The following is a 16,613-nucleotide window of genomic DNA, read 5'->3' on the forward strand; positions in this document are numbered from 1 at the left end:
TGATCAAGGATTATCACCTCTTATGTAAATACGCTTACCACCGCAGCATCAACCGACGCGCCGGACGTTGGGATCGGTAAAAACATCCAGATCATCACGGCTTTGCGATGAGAACTCAGAAACCACCGCGCCAAGCTTACCTGCCTGGAACCAGTGTCTGGTATTAGGCTTGATTGTATATTGTTCTCCCGCGCGCAACAAAATATAACGCTGGCAGGTATACCACTGTTCGAACCCTGCTGGAGGTTGACAGGCTGGGCTCCCCCGCTCGGTGTTCAAGGTCAGGGCATCATCATCCACAAACAGATAGACCTCTCCCCAGCGGCAGCGGAACGTTTCCTGTTTGCCCGGCGTATCGTCAAACGGCGGATGCAGATGCTCTGGACAGGTCTGGTGTGGGAACAGCACCAACTCCTTGGCGCAATAGCGCGGGGTGTTAATGTAAGTGAGTAGCTGTAAGCCCGAGCGTGGGTAATCGGCCAGGCCGAAATCCGTCAGCTCGATCTCCTGTTTTTCCACGTCGGTCAACCGTATGCCACAGCCTGCAAGCAAGGTTTGAGTTCTTTCTAGCGCATCGATAGGTCGCTGCATGATGTCCTCGTTAACGTTAATGATATCGATACCATCATAATTAACATCACCAGCCAATAAATGTGATCATCACGACTTTTTCACATCATTAAACCAACAACTTTTAACACAAAAGCAAAAAACACAACCAGCATCACACATTTTTAGCCCATCCCCGCTTACTATCCTGCTCATTGAAATGATATCGATACCATAAAAATGATACGAAAGGATGATAACCATGCAAGCATTAGTGCTAGAAAAACCCGGTAAAATCAGCATCCAGGATTGTCAGTTTGATGAAGTCCTTGGCGAAAACGATGTACAGGTCAAGATCCATTCCGTCGGTATTTGCGGCAGCGATGTGCATTACTATCAGCATGGCCGCATCGGGCCATTCGTGGTTAACGCCCCGATGGTACTCGGCCATGAGGCTGCCGGTGTCGTCATGGCCATTGGCAAAAACGTTCGCCATCTGCAGGTTGGCGATCGGGTTTGCATGGAGCCAGGCATTCCCGATTTGCAATCACAGCAATCCCGTGCAGGGATCTACAACCTGGATCCCGCTGTCCGTTTCTGGGCCACGCCACCGATCCACGGCTGCCTGAGAGAGAGCGTCATCCACCCTGCCGCTTTCACCTTCAAACTACCGGACAACGTCAGCTTTGCCGAAGGTGCCATGGTGGAACCGCTGGCCATCGGTATGCACGCCGCCACCAAGGCCGCGATCAAGCCGGGTGATATCGCGCTGGTGATTGGCGCTGGCCCAATAGGCGTGGTGACCGCCCTGGCTGCGTTGGCCGGTGGCTGCTCGGATGTGATCATCTGCGATCTGTTTGCAGAGAAATTGCAGGTGGCCGCCAATTATGAGGGGCTGCACGCGGTCAATATCAAAACCGGCAACCTGGCGCAAAAGGTCGCCGAGTTGACCAGCGGCAACGGCGTCGACATCGTGTTCGAATGCAGCGGAGCCAAACCGGCCATCGGCGGCGTCAGCGAGCATATTGCACCCGGTGGCACCGCAGTGCTGGTCGGCATGCCGATCGATGCTGCCCCCATGGACATCGTGGCCGCCCAGGCCAAAGAGGTCACCTTCAAGACCATTTTCCGTTACGCCAACATGTATCCGCGCACCCTGCGCCTGCTCAGCTCCGGCAAGTTGTGGGTACAGCCGCTGATCTCGCAAAGCTTCAAGTTCAAAGACAGCGTGGCGGCCTTTGAACGCGCGGCGGCGGGTCATCCAACCGACATCAAAATCATGTTGGAAATGGAGTAACTCATGGCGCTCTATGCAGGCATCGACTGTGGCACACAAGGCACCAAGGTGGTGATTGTCGATGGCACATCCGGCACCATCGTGGGCGAAGGCAGCGCACCGCATGAGATGATCAGCGACTCCTCCGGGCGCCGTGAGCAGTTGGCCGAGTGGTGGATTGAGGCATTGTTGCTGGCGTTTCGTCAGGCGATCGACAGCGCCAACATTGACCCATCGGCAATTGTCGCCCTGTCGGTTTCCGGGCAACAGCACGGCTTTGTTGCTCTGGATGAGCAAGGCGAAGTGCTGCATGCGGTGAAACTATGGTGCGACACCTCCACCAAGCGGGAAAACGACGTTCTGCTGGCGGGCCTGGGTGGCATCAAAGGTTCCTTGCAGAAGCTGGGGCTGATGGTGGCGGCGGGCTATACCGCGTCCAAGATCCTGTGGTTCAAGCAGCAACATCCACAGCTGTGGGCGCGGTTGAAAACGGTGCTGTTACCGCATGACTATCTCAACTTCTGGCTGACCGGGGAACGGGTAGCGGAATTTGGCGATGCCTCCGGCAGCGGGCTGTTTGACATTCGTCAGCGCTGTTGGGATCGCGATGCCGTAGCGCTGATCGACGATAGCGGCCTGCTGTGGAACGCCCTGCCTCGCCTGATCAACGCCGAGGAAAGCGTTGGCTATCTGCGCCCGGAAGTGGCGGCCCTGCTGGGTCTGCAACCCAATGTCCGGGTGGCCAGCGGTGGCGGCGACAACATGATGGCGGCAATCGGCACCGGTAATATTCGCCCCGGCATCGTGACCATGAGCCTCGGCACCTCCGGGACGCTGTTTGCCTATGCCGATCGGCCGGTGGTCAGCCATTCTGAAGCGATTGCCGGTTTCTGCTCCAGCAGCAACGGCTGGCTGCCGCTGATTTGCACCATGAACGTTACCTCTGCCAGCACCTCGGTACAGCGCCTGTTGCAGCAGGACGTGGCCGGATTCAATCAAGCCCTTGCCGCTACCGAACCCGGCGCCGCGGGCGTGATGATGCTGCCATTCTTCAACGGCGAGCGCGTACCACAACTGCCCGCAGCCAAGGCCAGCCTGCATAACCTGGACAGTGACAACTTTACCGGGGCCAACCTGTGCCGGGCCGTGGTGGAAAGCGCTACCTATGGCCTGCGCTACGGCCTCGACCTGTTCCAGCAGCAGGGTATTTCCACCAGCGAAATTCGCCTCACCGGTGGTGGCGCTCGCAGCGCCTGCTGGCGGCAGATCGTCGCCGACGTGATGAACTGCCCGGTGGTGTGTCTGGCAGAAAAGGAAACTGCTGCGCTGGGTGCCGCCATTCAGGCCATGTGGTGTGACAGTCTGGCGACCCAACCCGAGCTGTTGGCCTCAGAAGAGTTAACCAGGCTATGCCAGCGCTTTGTCCGGCTGGATGAAGAGACCCGCGTGATGCCGGATCCGCAGCGCCAGCGGCAATATGCCGATCTGTATGCCGGTTACCTGAACCTACTGCAAAAAGAGTATCCCGAGGTGAAGCTATGACACGCGACCCCCAGACCCAAGCCCCGGCCTACTTGCTGGAAGTCACCGGCGTGAGGAAGTCGTTTGGCTCCGTCGTCGCGTTGAAAAACGCCGAATTCTGCCTGCGCAAAGGGTCGATCCACGCGCTGTGCGGCGGCAACGGTGCCGGGAAATCCACCTTTCTCAGCATCCTGATGGGCTTTATCCAGCCCGACAGCGGCGATATCTTCGTTAATGGCCAACGCTGTGAGTTTGCTCATCCGAAAGAGGCACTGGCGGCTGGTATCGCTATCGTGCAACAAGAGCTGAGCGCCATCCCCGATCTGACGGTAGCCGAAAACATCTGGCTGGGGCGCGAACCCCGCCGCCTGGGCTTTGTGGATTTCAAAACCATGAACCAGCAGACCGCTGCGCTGTTGCAGGACCTGCATTTTGCCCTGTCGCCGACGGAAAAAATGCGCAACCTCAGCGTGGCGGAACAGCAGTTGGTGGAGATCGCCAAGGCTCTCTCCCACTCCGATGCCGACATCATCATTATGGATGAACCCACGTCGGCCATCGGCGAGGAGGACGTGCAGAAAATCTTCCAGGCGATCACCCGGCTGGCCGCCAAGGGCAAAGGCATCATTTATGTCTCGCACCGTCTGTCCGAGATCTTCCAGATTGCCGACAGCTACACCATCTTCCGCGACGGCAGCTATATCCATGAGGGCTTGTTGCAAGATATCACCCGCGAGCAGTTGATCGAGCACATCATTGGCGGCGAGTTCGAAAACGAGTTTGCCAAATTCAATCAGCCCGGCGATGAAGTGATGATGGAGGTGCAGCACCTGTGCTGGGGCAACAAGATCCGCGACATCAGCCTGACGTTAAAACGCGGCGAGATCCTGGGGATTTACGGGCTGGTAGGGTCCGGGCGCAGTGAGTTCCTCGATCTGATCTTTGGCATTCATCACGCGGACAGCGGCACTATCCAGATCGGCGATCGTCAGCTCGCCAAACATTCACCACAAGAATCAATCAACAGCGGCCTGGCCTACGTGACGGAAGACCGCAAGGATACCGGCCTGGTGCTGTGCCGCTCGGTTAAAGAAAATATCAACGTGGCTTCGCTGGGTGCCATCAGCCAACTGGGCATGATTAACCCAGGCCAGGAACAGCAGCGCGCCAACGACATGATCCAGCGCTTCAACATCAAAACCCCCGATGCCGACCATATCGTCGGCAACCTGAGCGGTGGCAACCAGCAGAAGGTGGTATTGGGGCGTTGGGCCTTGCTCGATCCGCAAATCATGCTGCTCGATGAGCCGACGCGCGGCATTGACGTAGGGGCCAAAAAAGAGATCTACCGCTTTATGTCCGAATTCGCCCTGAAGGATAAAGCGATCATCATGGTGTCTTCCGAGCTGTCAGAAATTATCGGTATGAGCGACCGCATTCTGGTGTTTCGTAACGGCATGCTCGCCGGTGAACTATCGACTAAAAACGCCACGCAGGCGGAACTAATGAAACTGGCCGTATAGCCAGGCAATCAACTCATTATTTTAAAGAGAACTTACTATGAATGGCACCCACTCATTAACGCCCGGGTTAGCTTTTTTTACGCAAAATAAACGGCATCTGCACAAGTACGGCATTATTATCGCCTTCTTCGTGTTGTGTCTGATCGTCGCGGTGATTGGTGAAGTTCAGGTGGCGCAAGGTGCCTGGAGCAGCAATTACTTCTTAAGCGATGAGAACATGCTGATCGTTCTGCGCCAGATCTCGATTAACGGCATTCTGGCCATCGGCATGACCTTTGTGATTATTACCGCCGGGGTCGATCTTTCCGTGGGCTCGGTATTGGCGCTGAGTGGCATCGTCGCCGCCCGCTTTGCCACCACCAACAGCGGGCTGTCTATCGGCGATACCGCGCACGCCGTGATGGTGCCGCTGATTGTCGCCCTGGGTATCGGCATTGTCTGCGGGCTGATCAACGGTACCATTCTGGCCCGCTACCGCTTGCAGCCCTTCATCGTCACCATGGGGATGCTTTCCGCCGCCCGTGGCCTGGCGCTGCTGACCACCGACGGTAACCCGGTCTCCCAACTCAACAACGATTTCCGCTGGTTAGGCAATGGCTATGTGCTGGGCATCCCGGTGCCGGTGATTATTTTCACCGCCCTGTTTGTGCTCGCCTGGATCCTGCTCAATAAGACCATCTTCGGCCGCCATGTGTATGCCGTGGGGGGCAACCAGAAGAGCGCCCGTACCTCCGGCATCAGCGTTATCCAAATCAAGGTGTTGGTCTACACCCTGTGTGCTGCCCTGGCGGGGATCGCCGGTTTGATCCTGACGGCCCGTACCGGCTCCGCGCAAACCAACGCCGGTAGCGCCTATGAGCTGGACGCCATTGCCGCCGTGGTCATTGGCGGCACCAGCATGGCCGGCGGCGTCGGCACCTTGGTTGGTACCCTGTTCGGCGTATTGATTATCGGCGTGATGAATAACGGCCTCGATTTGCTCGGTGTGCAGTCCTATTACCAGCAGATCATCAAGGGCGCATTGATTGTTGTCGCCGTGTTGCTCGACCCGTCACGCAAACAACAGCGTGACTAACTTACCTCATAACAACAAAACCCTATAACCAGGAGTCACCATGAACAAGATGACCAAAATTGCATTGCTCACCTCCGGCCTGCTGCTGGGGACCTCAACGCTGGCCCAGGCCGCCCCGGTGAAAATCGCCGTGCTGATGTACGGCATGAAGGCCGAGTTTGTCCAACTGATGGAGAAGGCGGCGAAAGAGCATCCTGAGGTTAAAAATGGCAACGTACAGCTCACCGTTTACGATGGCCGCTACGACCCGATGGTGCAGAACAATCAGGCAGAAACCGCCATTCAGACCAAGACCGACGCCATCATCATTAACCCGATGGATTACGAGGCCAACATCGACGTGGTGACTATGGCCAACAAGGCCAAGATCCCGGTGGTGGTCACCAACGCCCGTTTGAATACCGATCAGATGACCTCTGAAGTGGTCTCTGACGACGTGCTGGGCGGGTATCTGGAAGCCAAAGCGGTGCTGCAGAAAATGAACTGCCAGGGCAACGTGGTGATTATCGAAGGGCCAAAAGGCGGCAGCGGCGAGATCCAGCGCGGAGAAGGCAACGACAAGGCCATTGCCGAATGTGGTCCAGGCAAAATCAAGGTGCTGGAGCGCAAGACGGCCAACTGGTCACGCGCCGAGGCGCTGCCGCTGATGGAAAACTGGTTGCAGAAGCACCGGGGCCAGATTAACGGCGTTATCGCGCAAAACGACGAAATGGCCTTGGGGGCGATTGAAGCCATCAAGGGTGCCAATCTGAACGTGAAAGACTTTGCGATTGCCGGGGTCGACGGTGTCTCCGATGCTATTCGTGCCGTGCAGGCCGGTGAGATGGTATCGATTCTGCAAGATGCCCATGCTCAGATGCAGGGTTCTATCGATGTAGCGCTGCGCGCGGTAAAAGGCGACAGCTATCAGCCACAGTCGGATATCTGGAAGCAGTATGCAGGCCAGATGCAGTGGGATAACGGCACGGCTAAACGCTACTCGGTGCCATGGACCGTGGTGACCACCGAGAACGCCGCCCAACTGTTGGATGCGCGTAAGTAATCGTTCGTCAACTAACCCCAGGGTTTTGAGCCTGGGGTTAGTAGGGTTAAACGGGCGCAGCACGCGGCGCCGCCTACATCATCAATTCACCGAAATTCCCCACTTTTTCATTCGCGATAGCAGCGTTGTACGTTTTAGCCCAAGGCGTTGTGCGGCCCCACGTGGCCCGGCAACCACGCCGTTGGTTTCTCTCAGCACGCGGAGCACCCGTTGGCGCTCATCTTCCTCCGACGATACCGTTTCCGTGGCTGGTGCGGAGAGCACCATTGAGGATTGCGAATACTGCAATTCAGGTAGCGGCAACTCAAGCACCGAACCGCGCGTCAACAATACCGCACGCTCAATCACGTTCTCCAGTTCACGCACGTTGCCCGGCCACGGCATCTGGCTTAATAACCGCAGCGTTTGCGCCGGGATACTGTCGATGGTGCGTTTCATGCGGCGAGCAATTTTATGGGTCAGGAACTTCACCAGTTGGGGGATATCCTCGGGCCGTTCACGCAGCGGTGGAATGACGATCGGAAACACGTTCAGGCGATAAAACAGATCGCTGCGAAATTCACGATCGGCCACCATCTGCTGCAAATCCCGGTTGGTGGCGGCGATCAGGCGGATATCGACGGAGATCGGTTTGTTGCCACCGACTCGTTCAAACTCCCGCTCCTGTAACACCCGCAGCAGCTTGGGTTGCAACTCAATGGGGATCTCCCCCACTTCATCGAGGAATAGCGTCCCCTTCTCCGCCAGCTCAAAACGGCCCATACGTTGGGTCGAGGCTCCGGTAAACGAGCCTTTTTCATGGCCAAACAGGTCACTCTCCAGCAGGCCCGCAGGCATCACCGCACAGTTCATTTTCACCATGCGCTGGTCACGTCGTTCGCTCAGGTTATGGATCGCTCGCGCTATCAGCTCCTTGCCGGTGCCCGTTTCCCCGAGGATCAGCACCGAACAGTCGCTTTTAGCCACGATTTCGACCTGTTTGAGTACCGCAGACATCCCCGCGCTACGCCCGACAATCTCGCTCAGGTCGGGATGATTGACGTTGATCTGCTCGGTCAGATACAGGTTCTCATGCACCAGGCTCTCTTTAAGCCGGTTGATCTCCTGGCAGGCCAGCGCGTTATCCACAGCGATGGCAATACGCTCGGCAATCTGTTGCAGCACCCGTAAATTGGCCGCGTTAAAGCCATCTGCCTGGCATTGCGCCAGCTTCAGCACGCCCAGCTTCTTTTGGCCGAATATCAGCGGCAATACGCACAATGCCTCGATCCTACCCCGTGAGAGTTCAAACAGCCGACGTTCATAGCCGGAAAGCTGCTCGGCATTTTTCAGGTTCAACAGCAGCATTTCGCCGCTGCGCATCACCCGTTCGGTTAAGGTGCCTGCCAACGCCACGTTGTACTGCTGGCGTTCGGCAGCATTGTTGTTCAGATAGTGGGTGGAGTAGATGGTGAGCTGCTCGGCGTGATTACTGCGTAACACGATGCTGATGGCGTCGCTGTTGAAAAAGTGGTGAATTTTCTCCGAGATCTCCCCCATCACATCATCCAGATCCAGCTTTGACAGCACCGCATTGGTGACATCCACCAAGATGCGATAGTCATCCAGCTCATGACGTAGCTGGTGCTGTTGCCGTTGCGCGTTGTCCAGCAAAACGATCTGCTGCGTGGCCAGCGCCACTAGCTCCATCAGCGTTTGCAACTGCACCAGACTGGCATCGCTGAACGGCTCGTTTCCGCTACGCAGTAATTCACAGCCACCGAGCGGTCGCCCGCCCGCATGTAGCGGCATCAAACAGTATTGGTTGAAAGGAGGATGCAACTTTAGGGCGCGGATTTGCGGATAGCGATCGTGCAGCTCATCGGCCTGCCAGCGTTGGGGTAACGAGCTGTGTTGAAAGCGGCTGACCGGGCCATTCGCCAGCAGCGTTTCGTCCTGATAGTTTACCGGCTGCAGCGCGTGATCCAGCCCGTGAAAACTCACCCGTTCGCTATGAGGATCAAATAGCACCAACGCGACGCTGTCGGCCAGTTGCAGACGCCGCAACACCTGACGCAATTGCAGTAACAGATCGATGAAAGTATGCTGCCCGAGCAGCATGCGGGTAATTTCGAGCAGGTCTTGTTGTTCTAAGCGTACAGTCGACATGGTTTATCACTTGTCTGAGTCACGAAGATTATTGCCAGCGAACATCCTCACAAAGAGTAAGGTTTGTTAATGGTAATTTCTCCCGACCGGATCAACAAAACACCGCAACAGGAATGTCATTTGCCGGGGATAGCACAATTTATCGCCGTTCCTGGCCACCTTCGCCTGCAAGGAACAGCGCCACGTCCTGCTCCACTTCCCCCATAGCTTGCAGTGCCGACAAGGTTTCCTGTGCTTCGTGCTCATCCAGGCGGCTCATGGCAAAGCCTACATGGATCAGCACCCAGCTACCGATTAGCGCTTCTGGCGGTTCATCGTCCTGGCACACCAGGGCAATATTCACTTCTCGTTGCACACCGCAGACGTCGACCCAGGCGTGCTGGTGTTGGTTTTCGTCCAGCGCCACAACCTTACCGGGAATGCCTATACACATGCTTTTTCCTCTTGGTTATTCAATTTCCAGGCGCTTGAGTTGCAAGCCGTCATCCGCCTGCACTCGCAGGTTGCGCCCGCCGCATTGCGGGCAGACCAGGACCTGGGGAACCAGCAGTTGTACATCCGCCCGGCAGTCGTGACACCAGCACTGTGCCTGTTGTTCGAGCAGATGCAGCTCGCAGCCTTCGGCCAAGGTGCCGCGACAAACCATGTCGAAGCAGAACCGCAGCGACTCCGCCTCCACGCAGGAAAATGCGCCGATCTCAAACCAGACGGCGGTAATGCGCCGGGCATGATTTTGCCGGGCATGTTGCTGCATGATTTCCATCGCATGATGGCACAGGGTTATTTCATGCATCTGGGCTCCGTTGTTCGGCGATTAATGGCCGATGCTTCAGCTAGTGCAATTAGGGTGCCAAGGTGATCCCATCACCCTCATCCGCTTGCCATCAGGGAGAAGACAAGCGGATGAGGGCCAAACCGTCATTTTTGCTACCGATTTCGACAAAAATGACGAAGTGACGACGCTAATCCGGGCGGAACGTGACGAATATCCCCTCCCGCTTCGTCGTTTATGCCAATCTGCCGCTCATGCGCGGCACGTACAATCCCAACCACCTCTTTTATATCCATTTATTACGCTTGGCACGTTTTATGTATAGCTAACGGCAGCACAGACTCAAAGGCTCGCCGCCTGGGGTTTAACGATGGAAGGTAATCAGGAGTGACTGATGAACAGGTTTATCATGGCCGATCCGCAAAAATGCATTGGCTGCCGTACTTGTGAGATCGCCTGCGTAGTGGCCCATAGCCAAAACCAGGATGTCTCGGCGCTGGATGCCGCCAACTTCACGCCTCGCCTGCATCTGCTGAAAGGCGGCAATGTCAGCACCGTGGTGCTGTGTCGTCAGTGTGATGATGCCCCCTGCGCCAGCGTTTGCCCCAACGGGGCCATCAGCCAGAGCGACGGCATGGTCAAGGTTGCGCAGGAACGCTGCATCGGCTGTAAAGCCTGCGTCATGGCTTGCCCCTACGGGGTGATGGAAGTGATCACCCGCCCGGTAGCCCACCATGGTAATACCTTGATGTTCCCCGCCGCCGATAAAGCGGAAGCGCACAAGTGCGATCTCTGCACCGGACGTGCCAATGGCCCGGCCTGTATGGAATTTTGCCCCACCGATGCGTTGCTCTGTGTAGACCAACAGCTGCTGCAAAAAATGAATGCGGAAAAACGCCGCCGCGCCGCACTCAGCACACTGTCGTTGGCGATGTAAGCATGAACCGCTTTCTGTTGGAGGAACGGCCATGAACCGCTTTGTTATTGCGGAGCCTCAGCACTGTATCGGCTGCAACACCTGCATGGCCGCCTGCACTGAGGTGCATAAGGCTCAAGGGTTACAATCGCATCCCAGGCTGACGGTGACGCGCGTTGGAGAGCAAACGGCACCGATGCTTTGCCGCCAATGTGAAGATGCCCCTTGCGCGCGCGTTTGCCCGGTCAATGCCATCACGCACGGCGAGCACGCCATCGAGCTGAACGAGACCCTGTGCATTGGCTGCAAGCTGTGTGGCCTGGCATGCCCGTTCGGTGCAATCACGCCTGCGGGCAGTGGGCCGGTCAATATCCCGTCGATGTTTGAACAGTACGTCCCGGCAGAACTGCTGCCCGACGTGCCAACCAGCCCCGCAAGCCAATCGCCCTATCTGTCCTGGAATGCCGGGATCAAAACGGTGGCGGTGAAGTGCGATCTCTGCGCGTTTCTCGCCGATGGGCCGGAATGCGTACGCATCTGCCCAACCAATGCCTTGCATATCGTCGATGAGCAGCAGCTTGAGCAGGAAGCGCAGGCCCGGCGTTTGGCGCGAGCCGGCCAGGTCGCGATCGGCTGCCCATCCTCTCCTTCTCTCGTCAGGGGGCAGAAATAAACATGGACTCTCTCACTCTACTGCTTTGGGCTTTGGTGATTTATGTCGCTGGTGGCGTGCTGTCACTGCTGCTGTTTCGCCGGGAGCGCCTCGCCATTTTGCTGGCGGGCATCAGCGCGATGATCGGTGGCCTGTTAGGGCTATGCAGCGCCGTCCCCGTCCTGTTAAGCGGGCAAACCCTCACCTTCTCCACGCCTGGCCTGTTCTCGTTTGCCGCTTTCGTGGTGCGCATGGATTCGCTGGCGGCCTTTATGCTGGTGGTGATTTCGCTATTGGTCACCGTCTGTGCGCTGTATTCCATCGCCTATGTGCAGGAGTATCGGGGCAAAGGCGCCGCGAGCATGGGGTTCTTTATGAACCTGTTTATCGCCTCGATGGTGGGGCTGGTGGTGATGGATAACGCCTTCTACTTCATTATTCTGTTCGAAATGATGTCGCTGGCCTCCTGGTTCCTGGTGATCGCCGATCAGGATGACGAATCCATCAGCGCCGGTTTGCTGTACTTCTTTATCGCCCACGCCGGTTCGGTGCTGATCATGATCGCCTTCTTCCTGATGTGGCGGCAGAGCGGCAGCCTGGACTTTGACTCCTTCCGTTCGCTGTCGCTCTCCCCTTGGATGGCGTCGGTGGTTTTCCTGCTGGCCTTCTTTGGTTTTGGGGCCAAGGCGGGGATGCTGCCGCTGCACAGCTGGTTACCACGCGCCCACCCGGCGGCTCCTTCTCATGCTTCAGCGCTGATGTCCGGCGTGATGGTGAAGATCGGCATCTTCGGCATCATCAAAGTCGGGATCGACCTGCTGGGTGCCACCGAAATGTGGTGGGGCATCGTGGTGCTGGCCTTCGGCGCAGTATCTGCAGTGTTGGGAGTGCTGTATGCGTTGGCCGAGCACGATATCAAACGCCTGCTGGCCTGGCACACGGTGGAGAACATCGGCATCATTTTAATGGGCGTGGGCGTGGCGATGGTCGGCATGGCTAGCGGACATCCGGTGATGGCGGCGCTGGGCCTGCTCGGCGCGCTGTATCACCTGCTCAACCATGCGGTGTTTAAAGGTTTGCTGTTCCTGGGTGCCGGTGCCGTGATTTGGCGCGTACATACCCGCGATATGGAACAAATGGGCGGCCTGGCGAAGCTGATGCCGCTGACCGGGCTGGCGTTCCTGATCGGCTGTATGTCGATCTCCGCCCTGCCGCCGCTGAACGGTTTTATCAGCGAGTGGTATACCTACCAATCGCTATTTTCCATGAGCCACGACGGCAACTTTGTGATGCGCCTCAGCGGCCCGATTGCCATGGTGATGCTGGCGATCACCGGGGCGCTGGCGGCGATGTGCTTCGTCAAGGTCTACGGCGTCAGCTTCTGCGGCGGGCCGCGCAGTGAAAAAGCGGCGCAGGCTCGCGAAGTGCCATGGCAGATGACAGTCTCCATGCTGTTGCTGGCCCTGCTGTGCGTATTGCTCGGCGTAGGGGCCAGCGTGGTCGCTCCCGTTCTGGCCCAGGTTGCCATGACGCTGGTCGGCACTCATGACGTCACCGTGGTGCAAGGCTCAATGCTGGTGCCGCAACTGGCCAGCCAGGCCATGTTGTCACCGGCGCTGACCTTTATCCTGCTGATCGCCCTGCCGCTGATCCCATTGGCGGTGTATCTGCTGCTGAAAAGCAATCAGTCCAGCTTCCGTCGCCGTGGCGACCCGTGGGCCTGCGGCTACAACTGGGAGCAAGCGATGGCGGTATCCGCCGGGGGCTTTACCCAGCCACTACGCGCCATGTTTGCCTCGCTATACCGTCTGCGCAAGCAGCTCGATCCAACTCCGGCATTAGCGCGAGCACTGGAACAGACCACCGCAGGGGCAACCCGCGCCGAGCCGTTCTGGGATGACTGGATCATCAATCCGCTGGTCAAGGCCTCTCAACGCCTGGGTGTGCGGTTGCAGGGCATGCAGAGCGGCGACTTCCGCTTCTATTGCCTGTATGTGGTGATCGCCTTGGTGATCCTGCTGTTGCTTGTCGCGGTTTAAGGGGAAATAGCATGTCGATGCAGGAAACACCGTCGTTAATGATGGGACTCTTCGCGCTGATGCAGGCGCTGATAATGCTGGCGATCGCGCCGCTGTTCACCGGGATCTCCCGCCAAATCCGCGCCCGGATGCACTCGCGCCGTGGCCCCGGCATTTGGCAGGACTACCGCGATATGGGCAAGCTGTTCAAACGTCAGGAGGTAGCTCCTGCGCAGTCGGGCGCTATCTTCCGCGTGATGCCTTATGTGTTGCTGAGCAGCATGTTGCTGGTGGCGATGACGCTGCCCATCTTCACGCGGACGTCGCCGTTTGCCGGTGCGGGGGACTTGATCACCCTGCTCTATCTGTTCGCACTGTTCCGCTTCTTCTTCTCGCTGTCTGGTCTGGATACCGGTAGCCCGTTTGCCGGGATCGGGGCCAGCCGCGAACTGACGCTGGGCGTATTGGTAGAACCTACGCTGATCCTGGCGCTGCTGGTGGTAGCGCTGATTGCCGGTTCCACCAATATCGGCACCATCAGCGCCACCCTGACCGAGGGGTGGAGTTCCCCAACGGCCACCCTGCTGGCCATGCTGGCCTGCGGTTTCGCCGCGTTTATCGAAATGGGCAAAATCCCCTTCGACGTGGCGGAGGCGGAACAGGAACTTCAGGAAGGGCCGTTGACCGAATACTCCGGCTCCGGCCTGGCGCTGGTGAAATGGGGGATCGGCCTCAAACAGGTGGTAGTGGCCGAACTGTTCCTGGCGGTGTTTATTCCCTTTGGCAAGGCAGTGGAGCTGACGGTGCCTGCGCTGGCACTGGCGGCAGTCATCATGCTGGCCAAGCTACTGGCGGTGTTTGTCATCGCCTCCATTTTTGAAAATACCTTGGCGCGTGGGCGGTTCTTGTTGACGCACCACGTTACCTGGCTCGGTTTTGGCGTAGCGGCGCTGGCCTTTGTCTTTTACCTAACCGGTCTGTAGCCGCCAGGAAACCCATTATGGAAAATACGCTCTGTTTGCAATATACCGCCCTCGCCACGCTACTGCTGCCGTTTATCGGCGCGCTGCTGACGGCCTGCGTGCCGCAACGGATGGCCAAGTGGATCTGTACCCTGTTTGCGCTGTTGGCCACGCTGGGTACGGTGGTCATCGGCTGGCTATTCCTGGCCCATGGCAAGGCGGATACGACCATCACGCTGCTGCAATACGGCAACGTGGCGCTGTTCGGTTTTATCATCGACCGCATCAGCACGCTGATTGTCTTTGCGGTGGTATTTCTTGGCCTGCTGGTCAGCCTGTATTCCACCGGTTACCTCACCACCGCCAACCGCGAACATCCCCACGAGGGCAGCAACCGCTATTACGCTTTCCTGCTGATCTTTATCGGCGCGATGGCCGGGCTGGTGATGTCCTCCACCATTCTGGGGCAGTTGCTGTTCTTCGAGATCACCGGCGGCTGTTCCTGGGGGCTGATTAGTTACTACCAGACGCCGAAGGCACAACGCTCGGCCATGAAGGCCCTGCTGATCACCCATATTGCCTCAATCGGCTTATACCTGGCGGCGGCGACACTGTTCCTCAATACCGGCACCTTCGCCCTGAGCGCGATTGCGCAGCTCAACGGTACGGCCAGCCTGGTCGTGTTTGGCGGCATCCTGTTCGCGGCCTGGGGGAAATCGGCCCAGCTTCCGTTGCAGGCCTGGCTACCCGATGCCATGGAAGCCCCTACCCCGGTGAGCGCCTATCTGCACGCCGCCTCGATGGTGAAAGTGGGCGTCTACATCTATGCCCGCGCCATCCTGTCTGCGGATGCGGTACCGCATATTATCGGCTGGGTCGGCATCGTCATGGCGACTATCACCCTGATTTACGGCTTCCTGATGTATCTGCCGCAAAAGGATATGAAGCGCCTGCTGGCCTGGTCCACCATCACCCAGCTCTCCTATATTTTCCTGGCGCTGTCTATTTCCATCTTCGGTTCCAAAACCGCCTTTCTGGGCGGTGTGGCTTACATCTTTAACCACGCGTTTGCCAAGAGCCTGTTCTTCCTGGTGGCCGGGGCGCTGAGCTACAGCTGCGGCACCCGGATGCTGCCGCGCTTGCAGGGCGTGATGAACAAGATGCCGCTGCTGGGCGTGGGGTTCTGCGTGGCCGCGCTGGCGATCACCGGGGTGCCGCCGTTTAACGGTTTCTTCAGCAAGTTCCCGATTTTTGCCGCCGGTTTTGCACTGTCGCATGAGTTCTGGCTGATGACGCCGCTGATGGTGCTGGTGCTGATCGAGTCGGTCGCCAGCTTTGCCTGGTTCATCTATTGGTTTGGGCGCGTTATTCCTGGCAAACCCAGTGATGAGGTGGCACAGGCCGCTCCGCTGCCGCTGGTGATGAGCGCGGTGTTAGTGATTCTGATCGCAATGTCGGTAGGTTCCAGCGTGATTGCCGTCGCCTGGCTTGGATAAGGGAGTTGCTTATGACTGGTTCACTTATCGTCAATAACCTCGCGGGGCTGATGATGGTCACCTCGCTGCTGGTGATTGGCGCCAAACGGCCCGTGGCCTCGTGCTGGCTCTATGCCTTGCAGTCGCTGTTATTGGTGCTGATCTTCTTGACGCTGGGGCAAACCCTGGGCGCCCACCAGCTCACGCTGTGGGCGATCAGCGCCTTTATCACCAAGGTGGTGCTGGTGCCGGTGATCATGGCCTATGCCTTTCGCAAAATGGACGATCCCTCGGCTAACGGCAGCCTGATCGGCCCAGTGATGCTGATGCTGGCCGCGGCGGTGATTGTGCTGCTGTGCTGGTTTGTGGTGGAGCCGGTACAGGTGCCATTGTTGGCCTCGCTGAAACCGGCGCTGGCGGTATCGCTGGGGCATTTTATGCTCGGCCTGCTGTGTATCGTCACCCAACGCAACATCCTCAAACAGGTGTTTGGCTACTGCCTGATGGAGAACGGTTCGCACCTGACGCTGGCGCTGCTGGCGAATCGCGCGCCGGAGCTGGTGGAAATTGGCATCGCCACCGATGCCATTTTTGCGGTGATCGTGATGGCCGTGCTGGCGCGCAAAATCTATCGCACGCTCAACACGCTGAATGTTGAACAACTGACGGCGTTGAAGGGGTGAG

15 protein-coding genes are annotated in these 16,613 nt (G+C 57.9%); 11 read left to right on the forward strand and 4 right to left on the reverse strand.

Features of this window, described 5'->3' with window-relative positions; genetic code table 11:
* Positions 1-48: 48 nt before the first annotated feature.
* On the reverse strand, positions 49-591 hold the full coding sequence (locus tag ACMV5I_RS03455; protein ID WP_261143032.1) for a D-lyxose/D-mannose family sugar isomerase: 543 nt from the start codon (positions 589-591) through the stop codon (positions 49-51).
* Positions 592-811: 220 nt separating this feature from the next.
* Here ACMV5I_RS03455 and ACMV5I_RS03460 point away from each other — a divergent pair, with 220 nt between their 5' ends.
* From ACMV5I_RS03460 to ACMV5I_RS03480, 5 genes are read left to right on the forward strand one after another with little or no spacing between them, the layout of a single operon-like run.
* On the forward strand, positions 812-1,846 hold the full coding sequence (locus ACMV5I_RS03460) for an NAD(P)-dependent alcohol dehydrogenase (protein ID WP_414823680.1): 1,035 nt from the start codon (positions 812-814) through the stop codon (positions 1,844-1,846).
* A 3-nt stretch (positions 1,847-1,849) separates the two neighbouring features.
* Entirely contained in the window at positions 1,850-3,367 is a 1,518-nt protein-coding gene (gene xylB, locus ACMV5I_RS03465) for a xylulokinase (protein ID WP_414823681.1), read from the forward strand.
* Positions 3,364-4,869, forward strand: a complete 1,506-nt coding sequence (locus tag ACMV5I_RS03470; protein ID WP_141131901.1) for a sugar ABC transporter ATP-binding protein — start codon at positions 3,364-3,366, stop codon at positions 4,867-4,869. The genes xylB and ACMV5I_RS03470 overlap by 4 nt, the downstream gene beginning before the upstream one ends.
* 37 nt (positions 4,870-4,906) lie before the next feature.
* Entirely contained in the window at positions 4,907-5,944 is a 1,038-nt protein-coding gene (locus ACMV5I_RS03475; protein ID WP_141131900.1) for an ABC transporter permease, read from the forward strand.
* Between the two features lie 49 nt (positions 5,945-5,993).
* On the forward strand, positions 5,994-6,986 hold the full coding sequence (locus tag ACMV5I_RS03480) for a substrate-binding domain-containing protein (RefSeq protein WP_376778795.1): 993 nt from the start codon (positions 5,994-5,996) through the stop codon (positions 6,984-6,986).
* Between the two features lie 81 nt (positions 6,987-7,067).
* On the opposite strand, the gene flhA is transcribed toward ACMV5I_RS03480, so the two are convergent.
* The 3 genes from flhA to hypA all read right to left on the reverse strand — a co-directional run bounded on the left by flhA (position 7,068) and on the right by hypA (position 9,927).
* A complete protein-coding gene (gene flhA, locus ACMV5I_RS03485; RefSeq protein ID WP_414823682.1) occupies positions 7,068-9,134 on the reverse strand; it encodes a formate hydrogenlyase transcriptional activator FlhA in 2,067 nt (688 codons plus the stop codon).
* A gap of 139 nt (positions 9,135-9,273) precedes the next feature.
* Positions 9,274-9,567: a hydrogenase maturation factor HybG gene (gene hybG / locus ACMV5I_RS03490; RefSeq protein ID WP_121606506.1), complete on the reverse strand. Its 294-nt coding sequence runs from the start codon at positions 9,565-9,567 to the stop codon at positions 9,274-9,276.
* 15 nt (positions 9,568-9,582) lie between these two features.
* Positions 9,583-9,927, reverse strand: coding sequence for a hydrogenase maturation nickel metallochaperone HypA (hypA, locus tag ACMV5I_RS03495; protein ID WP_121606505.1), 345 nt, complete (start codon positions 9,925-9,927; stop codon positions 9,583-9,585).
* Between the two features lie 373 nt (positions 9,928-10,300).
* Between hypA and hydN the strand changes: the two genes are divergently transcribed.
* Genes hydN through hyfE form a run of 6 tightly spaced genes read left to right on the forward strand, consistent with a single transcriptional unit; the run spans position 10,301 to position 16,612 of the window.
* Complete coding sequence (gene hydN / locus ACMV5I_RS03500; RefSeq protein ID WP_414823683.1) at positions 10,301-10,843, forward strand: electron transport protein HydN; 543 nt, start codon at positions 10,301-10,303, stop codon at positions 10,841-10,843.
* Between the two features lie 31 nt (positions 10,844-10,874).
* Positions 10,875-11,495, forward strand: coding sequence for a 4Fe-4S dicluster domain-containing protein (locus tag ACMV5I_RS03505; protein ID WP_414823684.1), 621 nt, complete (start codon positions 10,875-10,877; stop codon positions 11,493-11,495).
* A 2-nt stretch (positions 11,496-11,497) separates the two neighbouring features.
* The gene (gene hyfB, locus ACMV5I_RS03510; protein WP_414823685.1) at positions 11,498-13,513 is read left to right on the forward strand and encodes a hydrogenase 4 subunit B; all 2,016 of its coding nucleotides are present in this window, start codon (positions 11,498-11,500) and stop codon (positions 13,511-13,513) included.
* A gap of 11 nt (positions 13,514-13,524) precedes the next feature.
* On the forward strand, positions 13,525-14,475 hold the full coding sequence (locus tag ACMV5I_RS03515) for a respiratory chain complex I subunit 1 family protein (RefSeq protein WP_273545269.1): 951 nt from the start codon (positions 13,525-13,527) through the stop codon (positions 14,473-14,475).
* Positions 14,476-14,492: 17 nt separating this feature from the next.
* Positions 14,493-15,950, forward strand: coding sequence for a hydrogenase 4 subunit D (locus ACMV5I_RS03520; RefSeq protein WP_284121964.1), 1,458 nt, complete (start codon positions 14,493-14,495; stop codon positions 15,948-15,950).
* Positions 15,951-15,961: 11 nt separating this feature from the next.
* Positions 15,962-16,612 (forward strand): hydrogenase 4 membrane subunit, encoded by a 651-nt coding sequence (gene hyfE / locus ACMV5I_RS03525; RefSeq protein WP_024487063.1) that lies wholly within the window; start codon positions 15,962-15,964, stop codon positions 16,610-16,612.
* The last annotated feature ends 1 nt before the right edge of the window (position 16,613 follow it).

Origin of the sequence: Serratia sp. T13T92 (assembly GCF_047530105.1) — a bacterium.
Classification (GTDB): Bacteria; Pseudomonadota; Gammaproteobacteria; order Enterobacterales; family Enterobacteriaceae; genus Chania; species Chania fonticola.